Source organism: Sinomonas sp. P47F7 (assembly GCF_049332655.1).
GTDB lineage: Bacteria > Actinomycetota > Actinomycetes > Actinomycetales > Micrococcaceae > Sinomonas.
Genome location: NZ_CP186327.1, coordinates 2137586 through 2151940 on the forward strand (window position 1 = coordinate 2137586; position 14355 = coordinate 2151940).

Below are 14355 nucleotides of genomic sequence, written 5' to 3' on the forward strand. Positions count from 1 at the left end.
ATGGTGTGCGAGACCGTTCAGACAGTCCGAGCAGTCGCCCTAGGTGGTGGATGCTCGGCTGAGCATCAAGGAGAGCTACCAGAGTGACTACCCGCATTGGCATCAACGGCTTCGGCCGGATCGGCCGCAACTTCTTCCGCGCAGCACTCGCCCAGGGCGCCGATCTCGAGATCGTGGCCGTCAATGACCTCACGAGCCCCGAGACTCTGGCCCACCTGCTCAAGTACGACTCGGTGTCCGGTCGCCTTGACGAGAAGGTCGAGGCCCGCGACGGCAACATCGTCGTCGGCGGCAAGGAGATCAAGGTCCTCGCGGACCGCGACCCCGCGAACCTCCCGTGGGGCCAGCTGGGCGTCGACATCGTGATCGAGTCCACCGGCTTCTTCACGAAGGCGGCCGACGCGAAGAAGCACCTCGCCGCGGGTGCCAAGAAGGTCATCATCTCCGCTCCGGCCACGGACGAGGATGTCACGATCGTCATGGGCGTCAACGACGGCCTCTACGACGCCGAGAACCACAACATCATCTCGAACGCCTCGTGCACCACGAACTGCCTCGGCCCGCTCGCCAAGGCGATCAACGACGCGTTCGGCATCGAGCGCGGTCTCATGACCACAGTTCACGCCTACACGGCCGACCAGAACCTTCAGGACGGCCCGCACCGCGATCTCCGCCGTGCCCGCGCCGCCGCGATCAACATGGTCCCGACCTCTACCGGCGCCGCGAAGGCGATCGGCCTCGTGCTTCCGGAGCTCAAGGGCAAGCTCGACGGCTTCGCGATCCGCGTCCCCGTCCCGACGGGCTCCGCGACCGACCTGACGGTCACGCTGTCCCGCGAGGTCACGCGTGACGAGGTCAACGCCGCCGTCAAGGCCGCGTCCGAGACCGGCCCGCTCGCCGGCTACCTCACGTACACCGAGGACCCCATCGTGTCCTCGGACATCGTGTCCGACCCGGCATCGTCGATCTTCGACGCGGGCCTCACGAAGGTCATCGGCAACCAGGTGAAGGTCGTCTCCTGGTACGACAACGAGTGGGGCTACTCCAACCGCCTCGTGGACCTCACCGAGCTGGTCGCGTCCAAGCTCTGAGACCCGGCCGTAACGTTCCGGGAACTCGGATAGCCTGAGTCCATGACTGCACACACTCTCGACGAGCTGCTCGCCGAAGGTGTCCGTGGGCGGCACGTTCTGGTCCGTTCGGACCTGAACGTGCCGCTCGACGGTTCCACCGTGACTGACGATGGGCGCGTCCGCGCGTCGCTGCCCGTGATCGCCAAGCTGGCCGAGGCCGGCGCGAGGGTCATCGTGATGGCCCACCTCGGCCGGCCCAAGGGGACCCCGGACGAGAAGTATTCACTTCGTCCCGCCGTCGAACGACTCGCTGAGCTCGCCGCGTTCCCCGTGCGCCTCGCGGCGGACGTCGTGGGGCCGAGCGCGAAGGAGCTTGCCGCGAGCCTCGCGGACGGCGAGGCGCTCGTGCTCGAGAACGTGCGCTTCGATGCGCGCGAGACGAGCAAGGACGACGCCGAGCGGGCGGCTTTCGCTCGCGAGCTCGCCGAGCTGACGGGCGACGGCGGAGCGTACGTCGACGACGCGTTCGGCGCCGCGCACCGCAAGCACGCGAGCGTCTACGACATCGCATCGATCCTCCCCGCGTATCTCGGCGAGCTCGTGCGCACGGAGGTCGAGGTGCTCAAGCGCCTCACCGAGGGTGCCGAGCGACCCTACGTTGTGGTGCTCGGCGGCTCGAAGGTCTCCGACAAGCTCGCGGTGATCGACAACCTCATCGGCAAAGCGGACCGCCTGCTCGTGGGCGGCGGCATGCTGTTCACGTTCCTCGCGGCGCAGGGCCACAAGGTCGGCTCGAGCCTCCTCGAGCGAGATCAGATCGGCACGGTCCAGTCCTACCTTGAGCGCGCCGCCGTGGCGGGCACGGAGTTCGTGCTGCCCACCGACGTTGTGGTTGCCTCGAAGTTCGCGGCGGACGCCGAGCACGAGGTCGCTTCGGCGGACGCGATCGAGGGCACGGCCTCCGGCGAGACCGGAATCGGTCTCGACATCGGCCCCGAGACCGCGGCAGCGTTCGCGAAGGAGATCGCCACGGCGAGGACGGTGTTCTGGAACGGTCCGATGGGCGTGTTCGAGTTCCCGGCCTTCGCGGCGGGCACGAAGGCCGTCGCTCAGGCCCTTGCCGACGCGACGTCAGCGGGCGCGCTCACGGTCGTGGGCGGCGGCGACTCCGCGGCGGCGGTTCGCACGCTCGGCTTCGAGGACGGCCAGTTCGGCCACATCTCGACGGGCGGCGGCGCGAGCCTCGAATACCTCGAGGGCAAGGAGCTCCCGGGCCTCACGGCCCTCGGAGCCTGACCCCTTTCGCGTCGGGGCGCCGTCTGCACCTCCGTGCGGGCGGCGCCCCTGCGTGCCTCAATCCCAGGACAAGCAGGATCACCAGGAGATACCGTGACCACCTCCTCGAACGGCACGTTCGACCGCACCCCGCTCATCGCCGGCAACTGGAAGATGAACATGGACCACGTCCAGGCCATCACGCTCCTCCAGAAGCTCGCCTGGACCCTTCAGGATGCCCGCCACGATTTCGGCCGCGTCGAGGTGGCCATCTTCCCTCCCTTCACCGACCTCCGCGGCGTGCAGACTCTCGTGCAGGGCGACGACCTCAAGGTCGTCTACGGCGGGCAGGACCTCTCGCCGTTCGACTCGGGGGCCTACACGGGCGATATCAGCGGGGCCTTCCTTGCGAAGCTCGGCAGCACCTATGCGCTCGTGGGGCACAGTGAACGCCGCACGATCCACGGCGAGTCGGACGAACTGCTCAACGCCAAGACGAAGGCCGCGTACCGCCACGGACTCGTGCCCGTCCTGTGCGTCGGTGAGGGCCTCGAGGTGCGCCAGGCGGGTCGGCATGTCGAGCACACGCTCGCCCAGCTGCGCGCCGACGTCGAGGGGCTGACGGCCGAGCAGGCCGCGACCCTCGTTGTCGCCTACGAGCCCGTCTGGGCCATCGGCACGGGCGAGGTCGCGGGGCCGGACGACGCCCAGGAGATGTGCGCCGCGATCCGCGCCGAGCTCGCCTCGATCTTCGGCGCCGAGGCCGCGGCGGCCACTCGTCTCCTCTACGGGGGTTCGGTCAAGGCCGCGAACGCGGCGGCGATTCTCGCCCAGACCGACGTCGACGGCGTGCTCGTGGGCGGTGCCAGCCTCGATCCAGCCGAATTTGCTAGCATTGTCAGGTTCGAGAGCCACGCGGGAGCGTAGCGCGACCGCAAACCACTCGAGGAAGACCACGAGGCAATACGTTGCAAGTACTTCAGATCATCTTGCAGATCCTGCTCGGCATCACGAGCCTGCTGCTGACCCTGCTCATCCTCATGCACAAGGGCCGCGGCGGCGGTTTGTCGGACATGTTCGGCGGCGGGATGTCCTCGGGGCTCTCCTCCTCGGGTGTGGCGGAGCGGAACCTCAATAGGTTCACGATCGTCCTTGGCCTGACGTGGGGCATCGTGATCATCGCGCTGGGCCTCATCCTGCGGTTCTCGAACGTCGCGGAGTCCTGACCGCGCTGACGGCACACAAGAGGGGGCGGGAACAGCACTGCTGTTCCCGCCCCCTCTTTTCGTGCCCCGAGGTTGCGCCGTCACGTTCGCAGGGTGCACACCCGGCAAACGTGACGGCGCAACCTCATGGGCCGCTCTAAGCCGAGGCCGGCTCCTTGCGCAGGAGGTTCTCCGGGACCTTCGCGGCGGCCGCAGCGTCGATGAGCCACAGCGTGCGGTTGCGGCCACGCGCGCCCGCCGCGGGCACCTGGACTGTCCCGGCGCCGGCGAGGGCGAGGCCGACCGCGCCCGCCTTGTCCTCGCCGGCCACGAGCATCCACACCTCGCCTGCGGACTTGATCACGGGCAGCGTGAGGGAGATGCGCTCGGGCGGCGGCTTCGGGGAGTTCGTCACCCCGACCACCGTGAGGTCGTTCTCGCGAATGCCCGCCATCTCGGGGAACAGCGACGCGACGTGTGCGTCGGGGCCCACGCCGAGAAGCAGAACGTCGAAGCGCGGCACACGGCCGGGCTCGTCGGCGCGATCATCCGAGTAGTCGGCCTCGTGCTCGCGCTGCGCCGCCTCGGCGAGCCGTTCCGCGTAGTCCGCGGCCGCGTCGTCGGGCGTCGCGAACTCCCCCGCGGCCCCCGGAACGTGGACGCGCGCAGGGTCGAGCGGAAGCTGACCCAGGAGGGCCTTCTGAGCCTGGACCGCATTTCGCTCTGCGGAGGTCGCCTCGACGAAGCGCTCGTCACCCCACCAGATGTTGACCTTGGACCAGTCGACGGCGGCGCACGCCGGCGAATCCGCGACGGCACGCAGGGTCCCGATGCCCATGGTGCCGCCCGTCAGGACGATCGTCGCGTCGCCGTAGCGGTCCTGCGTGTCCACGAGCTTCGTGATGAGGCGCGCGGCGATGGCCGCCAGAAGCACGGACGAATCGGGATGGATGCTCACACGGGGATCAGCGCTCACTCGGTGTCACACTCCTCAGGTTGGTGCGCGGAAGGCCCTCGGCAAGGACCTCGCCGAACACCTCGTCAGGATCGAGCCGACGCAGCTCTTCAGTGAGGCAGTCCTGAAGCGTCCGCCGGGGGAGGGCGATGCGCTGGGAGGGCTGCCCCGGCTGGGTCAGCTCGGCCACGGTGAGGCCCGGGCGGTAGAGCTGGATGTCGCCCGACGGGCGGTTGAGCTTGACGCGTCGGATCCCGGTACCCGCGGGGTCGGACACGATTGTCACGGGCACATCGAGCTCGAGCGTGAGCCACGAGGCGAGCAGGACCGTGCTCGGCGAGTCGGAAGCCCCCTCGACGGTCACGGCAGTCACGGGCGAATCGTCGGCCTGATCGAGCGCAGCCGCGAGCTGGATGCGCCAGTTCGTGAGGCGCGTCCACGCGAGGTCGGTGTCGCCTGCGCGATACGTCTCGCGCATCTGATACAGCGCCTCAGTGGGGTCGGGCTCGTTGCCGGAGTCGGTGATCCGTCGGTGCGCGATGCAGCCCACCGACGTCGCGCTCGCGTTCTTCGGGGCGCCGTGCGGCCACCACGCGACGATCGGAGCGTCGGGCAGGAGGAGCGCCGCGACGAGCGATTCGCTCTCTTCGGCGAGCCGGCCGTAGCCGCGCAGCACGACGACCTCGGACGCGCCGGCGTCGCCGCCCACGCGGATCTGGCCGTCGATCCTATCGGCCGAGTCGCGGCCCGAGTCGACGAGCACGATGATGCGGCAGGGATGCTCGCGGCTGGCCTGGTTGGCCGCCTCGATGGCCTCTTCCTCGTAGCCGTGCTTCGTGATGACGACGAGCGTGAGGACCCGGCTGAGCGCCACGACGCCGCCTTGATGGCGGACGTTCATGAGCTCCTTCGAGATCTTCGAAGTCGTCGTGTGGGGAAGGTCGATGATCAAGGCCGCCTCCAAGAGCGTCCGTCGCGGGCCATGAGCGCGTCAGAGGACGCGGGGCCCCAGCTGCCAGGTGCGTAGGGTTCGGGCTTGTCTCCCGTGGCCTCCCAGTAGTCCTCGAACGGGTCGAGGATCTTCCATGAGAGCTCGACCTCCTCGTGACGGGGGAAGAGCGGCGGCTCGCCGAGCAGAACGTCGAGGATAAGGCGCTCGTACGCCTCGGGGGAGGACTCGGTGAACGCATGGCCGTAGCTGAAGTCCATGCTCACGTCGCGCACCTCCATCTGGGTGCCCGGGACCTTCGAACCGAAGCGGATGGTGGCGCCCTCATCCGGCTGCACGCGAATCACCACGGCGTTCTGACCGAATTCGGCGCTGCCCTGGTCGCGGAAGAGCAGGTTGGGCGCCTTCTTGAAGACGACCGCGATCTCGGTGACGCGCCGACCAAGGCGCTTTCCGGCCCGGAGATAGAACGGGACGCCCGCCCACCTGCGGGTGTGGATGTCCACGCGAATCGCGGCGTAGGTCTCTGTCGTAGAGTCGGCGGGAATGCCCTCCTCCTCGAGGTAGCCCTGAACGAGCTCACCGCCCTGCCAGCCGCCCGCGAACTGTCCGCGCGCCGAGTGGAGCGAGAGGTCCTCGGGAAGCCGCACCGCGGCGAGAACCTTCTCCTTCTCGGCCCGGAGGTCCTCGGCCTCGAAGGAGATGGGCTCCTCCATGGCCGTGAGCGCAAGGAGCTGCAGGAGGTGGTTCTGGATGACGTCGCGCGCAGCGCCGACCCCGTCGTAGTAGCCGGCTCGGCCACCCGTGCCGATATCCTCGGCCATGGTGATCTGGACGTGGTCCACATAGTTCGCGTTCCAGAGCGGCTCGAACAGCTGGTTCGCGAAGCGCAGCGCGAGGATGTTCTGGACCGTCTCCTTGCCGAGGTAATGGTCGATCCGGAAGACGGCGTCCGGCGGGAAGACCGACTCGACAATGTCGTTGAGCTGGCGCGCCGACTCGAGGTTGTGGCCGAACGGCTTCTCGATGACCACGCGGCGCCACTTGCCCTCTTGGGCCTGCGCGAGTCCGTGGTCGGAGAGCTGGCGGCACACTTGTTCGAACGCCTTGGGCGGGATCGAGAGGTAGAACGCGTGGTTGCCGCGCGTACCGCGCTTCTCGTCGAGTTCTTCGAGAGTGGTCTTGAGACGCTCGAATGCTTCGCCGTCGTCGAATGCGCCCTGAACGAAGCGCACGCCCTCGTTGAGCTGGGCCCACACGGTCTCGTCGAACGGCGTTCGCGCGTACTTCTTGACCGAGGCCTTGACCTCCTCGGCAAAATCCTCGTGCTCCCATTCGCGGCGCGCGAAGCCGACCAGCGCGAAGCTCGGCGGGAGCAGGCCGCGGTTGGCGAGGTCGTAGACGGCGGGCATGAGCTTCTTGCGGGCGAGGTCGCCGGTCACCCCGAAGAGCACGAGCGCGGACGGGCCCGCGATACGGTTGAGGCGCCGATCCCGCGGGTCGCGAAGCGGATTGCGCCGCCGCGTCCCGTGCGCGCCGTTGTCGTTCTCTGGCATGATGCCTTTCTATTCCATGTGGTGCGGACTGCGAAAGCGCACAACCACTAAGCACATCGCAGTGCAAAAGCCGCCGGCCCGGCCGCGTGGGCCGAGCCGGCGGCTTGGAGCCTCAGCGGCCCAGAGCAGACACGAGCTCGGTCAGCTGCTGGACCCCCGCTGCGCGGTCGGCGAGGTGCAGGCGGAGCACCGGCCGCCCGTGCTCGGCGAGCACTTGGGCGTCGCCGGCGGCCTGGGCCTCGATGAGCTGCGCGAACGTGAACGGGCGCTCGGGGATCTCCACGTCGTTCGACGCTGTGGCCGTCACCTGAAGGAAGACGCCCACGGCGGGGCCACCCTTGTGGTACTGACCGGTCGAGTGCAGGAATCGCGGGCCCCAGCCGAAAGTGGTCGGCCGGCCGGTGGCCTTGGCGAACACGTCGCGGACCCCTTCGAGCTGCGGGTACGCGAGCCGGTCGAGGTAGGCCTGCACGCTGAGGTAGCCGGTCGGGCCGAGCTGGGAAAGGAGCGCCTTGACGGCCTCCTCGACCGTCGCGGCGCCGCCGAGCCACTCGCCGCCACGGACCTCGATCGAGCCCTCCACGAAGTTCGCGGGGGTCGGCTCCGGGCGAGCGTCGAGAAGGCCGCGCGCGGCCACCTTCGCGGCCTCGACGTCTGGCTGGTCGAACGGGTTGATGCCCAGGAGACGCCCGGCGACCGCGGTCGCGAACTCCCACACGAGCATCTGGGACGCGAGCGTGCCGCCCACGGCGGCCTCGTTCTCGCCGAGAGTGGGCGCGCCGTCCGCGGAAACGAGTCGGACCACCAGGACGTCTGCGGCGCCCTCCGACACCTCGGGGGAGTCCACCGAGGCGACGACGGGCAGAACGCCCCGGCCGATCTTGCCGGTCGACTCCGCGATGAGCTGTTCGGCCCAGTCCGCGAAGCCCGCGATGCCGGAGCCCGCCTCGACGATGACGGCCTTGTCCCGCAGCGGCCTCGTGCCACCGAGGGCGGCACCGAGCTGCAGGCCGATGTTGTCCGCCGAGTCCTCGCGGAGAAGTTCCGCAGCCTCCTCGGCCTCGTCGAGCAGAGCCTGGATGTCGACGCCCGCGAGGCCCGAGGGCACGAGCCCGAACGCCGTGAGGGCCGAGTACCGGCCACCAACCGTCGGGTCCGCGTTGAACACGGCCCGGTAGCCGGCCTCGCGGCTCGCCGTATCGAGCGGCGAACCGGGGTCGGTGATGACGACGACGCGCTGCTTGGGGTCGATGCCGGCGGCCGCGAAGGCTGCTTCGAAGGCACGGCGCTGCGAGTCGGTCTCGACCGTCGAGCCGGACTTCGAGGACACGACGACGGCGGTGGCCTCGATGCGCTCGGAGAGCGCCGAGGCGACCTGCTCCGGATCGGTCGAATCGAGCACAACGAGCGGGACGCCGGCCGTCGCCGTGATGACCTCGGGCGCGAGCGACGAGCCGCCCATGCCGCAGAGGACGATCCGGTCGACGCCCTCGGCCCGGAAGGCGTCGCGCAGGGCGACGATGTCCGCGACGAGCGGCTGCGAAACGCTCGCCGCGTCGACCCACCCGAGGCGCTTCGACGACTCGTCTTCCGCGTCCTTGCCCCACAGCGTGTGGTCCTTCGCGAAGATCCGGCTCGCCACGCCGTCGGCCGCAAGCTGCGCAACGTGCGCTTCGACAGCCTCGCGGGCCGCCCCCGTCGCGTCGAAGGTCAGCGCGCTCATGCGCGCGCTCCCTGCGCGGTCTCGGAGAGGGTGCGCTCGACGTCGGCGAGGAGGTCGTTCCAGGAGGCGACGAACTTGTCGAGGCCCTCGGTCTCGAGGACGGCGACGACGTCGTTGTAGGAGACGCCGATCTTCTCGAGTGCGTCGAGGTGGGCGTTGGACGCCGCGTACGTGCCGCGCACGGTGTCGCCGGTGACCTCGGCGTGGTCGAAGGTCGCGTCGAGGGTCTTCTCCGGCATGGTGTTCACCACGCCCGGGGCCACGAGGCCCGTGACGTAGAGGGTGTCGGGGAGGGAGGGGTCCTTGACGCCGGTGGAGGCCCACAGCGGGCGCTGGGGGAGCGCGCCGGCGTCGGCGAGGAGCTTGAAGCGCTCGGAGGTGAACTCCTCCTCGAAGACCTGGTAGGCCAGGCGGGCGTTGGCGAGGCCGGCCTGGCCCTTGAGGGCCTTGGCCTCGTCGGTGCCGATGGCCTCGAGGCGCTTGTCGACCTCGGAGTCCACGCGGGAGACGAAGAACGAGGCGACCGAGTGGATGGTCGCGAGGTCGTGGCCGTTGGCCTTGGCCTTCTCGAGCCCGGTCATGAACGCGTTGATCACCGCGCGGTAGCGCTCGAGCGAGAAGATCAGCGTGACGTTGACGCTGATTCCGGCGCCGAGCGTCTCGGCGATCGCCTCGAGGCCCTCGAGGGTGGCAGGGATCTTGATGTACACATTCGATCGGGCGACCTTGGCGTGGAGGCGCTTGGCCTCGGCGATCGTGCCGGCGGTGTCCCACGCGAGGCGCGGGTCGACCTCGATCGAGACGCGGCCGTCGACGCCCTTGGTCGCTTCGGCGATGGGGGCGAAGAGGTCGCACGCGTTCGCGACGTCGCGCGTGGTGAGCTCGAAGACGGTGCGCTCGACATCGGCGCCGTCCGCGACGAGCTCGCGCAGCTGGGCGTCATAGCCGTGGCCCTTGGTGATCGCGGCCTGGAAGATCGTCGGGTTCGTGGTCACGCCCACGACGTTCTTCTCCTCGGTGAGGGCCTTGAGCGATCCATCCGTCAGGCGCTGACGGGAGAGGTCATCGAGCCAGATCGAGACGCCGGCGTCGGAGAGGGCCTTGGTAGGGGTAGTCATGTCAGTTCCTCCTTGTGAGGTGGTCGTTACCCGAAGGTGGCGGGTAGACGCGCTCTCTGGTGTTAACGCGTGGCGTCGGCGATCGAGTCCTTGGCGGCCTGGGTGACGGCCTCCGCGGTGATGCCGAACTCACGGAACAGGGTCTTGTAGTCGGCGGATGCGCCGTAGTGCTCGAGGCTGACCGTGCGGCCGGCATCGCCGACGAACTCGCGCCAGCCGAGGGCCAGGCCGGCCTCGACGGAGACGCGGGCCTTGACGGCTGCGGGGAGCACGGACTCGCGGTAGGCGGAATCCTGGGCCTTGAACCACTCGACGCAGGGCATCGAGACCACGCGGGCCGCGATGCCTTCGGCCGCGAGGGCCTCGCGGGCGGCGACGGCGAGTTGGACCTCGGAGCCGGTGCCGATGAGGATCACGTCCGGGGTCACGTCGGCGCCATCGCGCTGGGCCTCGGCCAGGACGTAGCCGCCCTTCGCGACGCCGGAGACGTCGCCGAAGCCGCCTTCACCGCGGTCCCAGGTCGGAAGGTTCTGGCGAGTCAGGACGATGCCGGCCGGGTTCGAGGTGTTCTCGAGGATGGTCTTCCACGCCCACGCGACCTCGTTCGCGTCGGCGGGACGGACCACGTCGAGGCCAACGATCGCGCGCAGCGAGGCCAGCTGCTCGACCGGCTGGTGGGTCGGGCCGTCCTCGCCGAGGCCGATCGAGTCGTGCGTCCACACGTACGTGGACGGGATGCCCATGAGCGCCGAGAGGCGGATCGCGGGGCGCTGGTAGTCGGAGAAGATGAGGAATGTGCCCGAGAACGCCCGGGTCTTCCCGCCGAGGGTGATGCCGTTGACGATCGAGGCCGCCGCGTGCTCGCGGATGCCGAAGTGCAGCACGCGCCCGTAGGGGTTGCCCTTCCACGCGGCCGTCGAGCGGGACGCCGGGATGAACGAGGGCGAGCCCTCGATGGTGGTGTTGTTCGACTCGGCCAGGTCGGCCGAGCCGCCCCACAGCTCGGGCAGGACCGGTCCGATCGCGTTGAGGACCTTGCCCGACGCGGCGCGGGTCGAGACGTCCTTGCCCGCGGGGAACTCGGGGAGGGAAGCATCCCAGTCCTCGGGGAGCCGACGGGCCTCGATGCGCGCCTGGAGGGCCGCGGCCTCAGGGTTCGCCGACGCCCACGCGTCGAAGTCCTCCTGCCAGGCCGCGCGGGCCTTCGCGCCGCGCTCGATCGCGCCGCGGGTGTAGGCGAGCACCTCGGGGTCGACGTCGAAGGACTTCTCCGGATCGAAGCCCAGGACCTGCTTGAGGGCCGCGACCTCGTCGGCGCCGAGCGCCGAGCCGTGGATCTTGCCCGTGTTCTGCTTGGTCGGGGACGGCCAGCCGATCACGGTGCGCAGCGAGATGATCGAGGGGCGCCCGGTCTCGGCCTTCGCGGCGACGAGCGCCTGGTAGAGCTCCTGGACGTCCTCGACGTACTCGCCGGTCCTGGTCCAGTCCACGCGCTGGGTGTGCCAGCCGTACGCCGCGTAGCGGGCCAGGACGTCCTCGGTGAAGGCGACGTCGGTGTCGTCCTCGATCGAGATGTGGTTCTCGTCGTAGATCACCACGAGGTTGCCCAGCTCCTGGTGGCCCGCGAGCGAGGATGCCTCGGAGGTCACGCCTTCCTGGAGGTCGCCGTCGGACGCGATGACCCACACGGTGTGGTCGAACGGGGACGTGCCCTCGGCGGCTGCGGGATCGTACAGGCCCCGCTCCCGGCGCTGGGAGTACGCGAAGCCAACCGAGGACGCGAGGCCCTGACCCAGCGGGCCGGTGGTGATCTCGACGCCCTTCGTGTGGCCGTACTCGGGGTGGCCCGGGGTCAGCGAGCCCCACGTGCGCAGCGACTCGAGGTCGGCCAGCTCGAGGCCGTACCCGGCGAGGAACAGCTGGATGTACAGCGTGAGCGAGGAGTGCCCGGGGGAGAGGACGAACCGGTCGCGACCGATCCACTGCGGGTCCGCCGGATCGTGCCGCATGAGCTTCTGGAAGAGCAGGTATGCGGCCGGCGCCAGGCTCATTGCCGTGCCCGGGTGCCCGTTGCCCACCTTCTGCACCGCGTCGGCGGCCAGGACGCGGATCGTGTCCACCGCCTTGCGGTCAACATCGGTCCACGTCAGTTCTTCAAGATCAACAGCAGGCACGTAAACGAGCCCCTCTCCATCGCTGACGGCGGCACGGCGTCGGGAGCCCGTCATGGTGGGCCCACGGATGCCAGCCGGCCGTTCACCATTGAAACGTCTTCTTTGTGTATCCCACGCGTTGCGGTATCGGGACAACCAGCTCACATACTACGCACGCGGCTCCACAGGGGTCAGCGGTTTGCCAGAAATTGGGCTGAATGTGAATCACGGGACATCCGCGCCGAAGTGAAGGCATCGAAACGTGGGCGACACGCTCGCGGGTATGATGGAGGCTCACCAGGAAGAAGAAAAGAGTCGCGCACCCGTGAGTACAGACGCCCACGCCCCGTCCCGCCCGACCGGCTCGAAGGTCGCCCGCAAGGTCAAAGCGTATGTGGCCCTCACGAAGCCCCGCGTCATCGAACTGCTCCTCGTGAGCACCCTCCCGACCATGATCTACGCGCAGCGCGGATTCCCGTCCCTCGGGCTCATCGCCGCGACGCTCATCGGCGGCGCGTTCGCGGCCGGAAGCGCCGGCGCGTTCAACTGCTACATCGATCGGGACATCGACCGGCTCATGCGCCGAACGGTGAACCGCCCGCTGGTGACTGGCGAGGTGACGCCGCGCGAGGCGCTTGCGTTCGCGTGGATCTTGGGCATCGCGTCGCTCGCCATTCTCTGGTTCGGCGCGAACCCGCTCTCGTCGGTTCTCGGTGCCGCAGCGATCTTCTTCTACGTGGTCGTCTACACGCTCGTCCTCAAGCGCCGCACGGCGCAGAACATCGTGTGGGGCGGTGCGGCGGGCTGCTTCCCGGTGCTCATCGCGTGGGCGGCCGTGACGGGCACCGTGGCGTGGCCCGCCGTCGTCCTGTTTATGGTGATCTTCCTCTGGACGCCGCCGCACTACTGGCCGCTTTCGATGCGCTACGGCGAGGACTACCGCAACGCCCACGTGCCGATGCTCGGCGCGGTGGCGGGGGCCAAGATCGTCTCGGTGCAGGTGGTCCTGTACGCGTGGGCCATGGTGATCTGCTCGCTCCTCCTCGTGCCGCTGGGCCGCGCGGGCTGGGTCTACACGATTGCTGCGGTGGCGAGCGGCGCCTGGTTCCTGTGGGAGTCGCACGCGCTCTACGGCCGGGCCCAGCGCGAGGATGTCGAGGACAAGAAGGCCATGAAGGTCTTCCACGGCTCGATCAGCTACCTCACGATCCTGTTCCTCGCCCTCGCCGTCGACCCCTTCGTGGGCAGCCCGTTGGTCGGCTGACCCCGCTCTTTTCGTCTCGGGTACAGAACGCCCGGGTGCGGGAATCCTCACCGCGTACGACGACGGCCGGCGCCTTTCCGTGTGAAAGGCACCGGCCGTCGTCGTTGGCATCTGTACCCGAGACGCTGGGAGGACTGGCGTTTAGGCCTTCGGGCTCGAGCGGGCGAGGTCGGCGGCATTGACGGCCGCCGCCATGAGCAGCGCGGCGACGAACATGTGAAGGCCAACCAGTGGCGCGGGGATGCCCGTGTAGTACTGGGTGATGCCGACCGCGGCCTGCAGGATCGTGAGGACGAGGAGCCAGATGACCGCAAACCTGAACGGCCCATGGATGCGACGCGAGAACACGACGACAAGCGCGAACAGTGCCCCGAGTGTTACGAGGTAGGCGGGCACGGCGTGGATGTGCGAGACGAGGTCCCAGTCGAGCCCGTTGCGGGGCGCGTTCGCATCGCCCGCATGCGGGCCTGCGCCCGTGACGACGACCCCGAGGACCACCGACAGCGCAACGGCCGCGGCGGTCGCGATCGTGACCGGTCGCATCGAGCTGGGCAGCGCAGGCAGCGCGTTCGCGATGTGCCGCCCAGTCCGGCCGTACGCCCTGTTGACGAGCAGCATCGCGAAGACGACGAGCGCCATCGAGACGAGGAAGTGGAGCGCGACAACCCACGGATTGAGGTTGGTGAGCACCGAGACGCCCCCGATGACGGCCTGCGCCGGGATGCTCGCAAGCAGCGCGATCGCGAGCCAGAACAGGTCGCGCCGCTCCTTCCGGAGCTTCCAGAGCGCCACGACCATTGCGAACGCGACGGCGGCGAGTACGAACGTCAGGAGGCGGTTCCCGAACTCGATGACGCCGTGATAGCCCATTTCCGGGGTGGTCGCGAGTGAACTCGCGGTACACCGCGGCCATGTGGGGCAGCCCAGACCGGAGGAGGTGAGCCGCACGGCGCCGCCCGTCACGATCAGGACGATCTGCCCGATGAGGGACGCGGCCGCGAGAACGCGCACGCGCGCGTCGACCTGAGTGGGCAGCCAGCCCACGAAGCGGCGGACGGCGGTCTGTGACATGGTCAGTTCTTCT

At 69.1% G+C, this 14355-nt stretch carries 12 protein-coding genes; 5 read left to right on the top strand and 7 right to left on the bottom strand.

Annotation, left to right across the window (positions count from 1 at the left end; genetic code table 11):
- Window positions 1–83 precede the first annotated feature (83 nt).
- The 4 genes from gap to secG all read left to right on the top strand — a co-directional run bounded on the left by gap (window position 84) and on the right by secG (window position 3574).
- Complete coding sequence (gene gap, locus ACOKR1_RS10025; protein ID WP_415855072.1) at window positions 84–1091, top strand: type I glyceraldehyde-3-phosphate dehydrogenase; 1008 nt, start codon at window positions 84–86, stop codon at window positions 1089–1091.
- Window positions 1092–1133: 42 nt separating this feature from the next.
- On the top strand, window positions 1134–2369 hold the full coding sequence (locus tag ACOKR1_RS10030; RefSeq protein ID WP_422936478.1) for a phosphoglycerate kinase: 1236 nt from the start codon (window positions 1134–1136) through the stop codon (window positions 2367–2369).
- A 93-nt stretch (window positions 2370–2462) separates the two neighbouring features.
- A complete protein-coding gene (tpiA, locus tag ACOKR1_RS10035; protein ID WP_422936479.1) occupies window positions 2463–3275 on the top strand; it encodes a triose-phosphate isomerase in 813 nt (270 codons plus the stop codon).
- A gap of 41 nt (window positions 3276–3316) precedes the next feature.
- A complete protein-coding gene (secG, locus tag ACOKR1_RS10040; protein ID WP_415855069.1) occupies window positions 3317–3574 on the top strand; it encodes a preprotein translocase subunit SecG in 258 nt (85 codons plus the stop codon).
- A 136-nt stretch (window positions 3575–3710) separates the two neighbouring features.
- Here the strand turns inward: secG and pgl are convergent, their stop codons facing one another.
- The 6 genes from pgl to tkt all read right to left on the bottom strand — a co-directional run bounded on the left by pgl (window position 3711) and on the right by tkt (window position 12082).
- A complete protein-coding gene (pgl, locus tag ACOKR1_RS10045; protein ID WP_422936480.1) occupies window positions 3711–4529 on the bottom strand; it encodes a 6-phosphogluconolactonase in 819 nt (272 codons plus the stop codon).
- Window positions 4519–5460, bottom strand: coding sequence for a glucose-6-phosphate dehydrogenase assembly protein OpcA (locus ACOKR1_RS10050; protein ID WP_415856320.1), 942 nt, complete (start codon window positions 5458–5460; stop codon window positions 4519–4521). The genes pgl and ACOKR1_RS10050 overlap by 11 nt, the downstream gene beginning before the upstream one ends.
- Entirely contained in the window at window positions 5457–7013 is a 1557-nt protein-coding gene (zwf, locus tag ACOKR1_RS10055; protein WP_422936481.1) for a glucose-6-phosphate dehydrogenase, read from the bottom strand. Before zwf ends, ACOKR1_RS10050 begins: the two co-directional genes overlap by 4 nt.
- A 112-nt stretch (window positions 7014–7125) precedes the next feature.
- A complete protein-coding gene (locus ACOKR1_RS10060) occupies window positions 7126–8736 on the bottom strand; it encodes a glucose-6-phosphate isomerase (RefSeq protein WP_422936482.1) in 1611 nt (536 codons plus the stop codon).
- Entirely contained in the window at window positions 8733–9854 is a 1122-nt protein-coding gene (tal, locus tag ACOKR1_RS10065; protein WP_422936483.1) for a transaldolase, read from the bottom strand. Before tal ends, ACOKR1_RS10060 begins: the two co-directional genes overlap by 4 nt.
- Window positions 9855–9916: 62 nt before the next feature.
- Window positions 9917–12082, bottom strand: a complete 2166-nt coding sequence (gene tkt, locus ACOKR1_RS10070; RefSeq protein ID WP_422936484.1) for a transketolase — start codon at window positions 12080–12082, stop codon at window positions 9917–9919.
- 250 nt (window positions 12083–12332) lie between these two features.
- Between tkt and ACOKR1_RS10075 the strand changes: the two genes are divergently transcribed.
- Entirely contained in the window at window positions 12333–13271 is a 939-nt protein-coding gene (locus ACOKR1_RS10075; protein WP_422936485.1) for a heme o synthase, read from the top strand.
- A 141-nt stretch (window positions 13272–13412) separates the two neighbouring features.
- On the opposite strand, the gene ACOKR1_RS10080 is transcribed toward ACOKR1_RS10075, so the two are convergent.
- Window positions 13413–14342 (bottom strand): COX15/CtaA family protein, encoded by a 930-nt coding sequence (locus tag ACOKR1_RS10080; protein ID WP_422936486.1) that lies wholly within the window; start codon window positions 14340–14342, stop codon window positions 13413–13415.
- Window positions 14343–14355 lie beyond the last annotated feature (13 nt).

Bases quoted from the DNA above. Each gene is read 5' to 3' on its own strand.
- ACOKR1_RS10080 (WP_422936486.1), bottom strand. From the start codon at position 14,342: ATGTCACAGACCGCCGTCCGCCGCTTCGTGGGCTGGCTGCCCACTCAG.
- ACOKR1_RS10030 (WP_422936478.1), top strand. From the start codon at position 1,134: ATGACTGCACACACTCTCGACGAGCTGCTCGCCGAAGGTGTCCGTGGG.
- tal (WP_422936483.1), bottom strand. From the start codon at position 9,854: ATGACTACCCCTACCAAGGCCCTCTCCGACGCCGGCGTCTCGATCTGG.
- zwf (WP_422936481.1), bottom strand. From the start codon at position 7,013: ATGCCAGAGAACGACAACGGCGCGCACGGGACGCGGCGGCGCAATCCG.
- ACOKR1_RS10060 (WP_422936482.1), bottom strand. From the start codon at position 8,736: ATGAGCGCGCTGACCTTCGACGCGACGGGGGCGGCCCGCGAGGCTGTC.
- tkt (WP_422936484.1), bottom strand. From the start codon at position 12,082: ATGACGGGCTCCCGACGCCGTGCCGCCGTCAGCGATGGAGAGGGGCTC.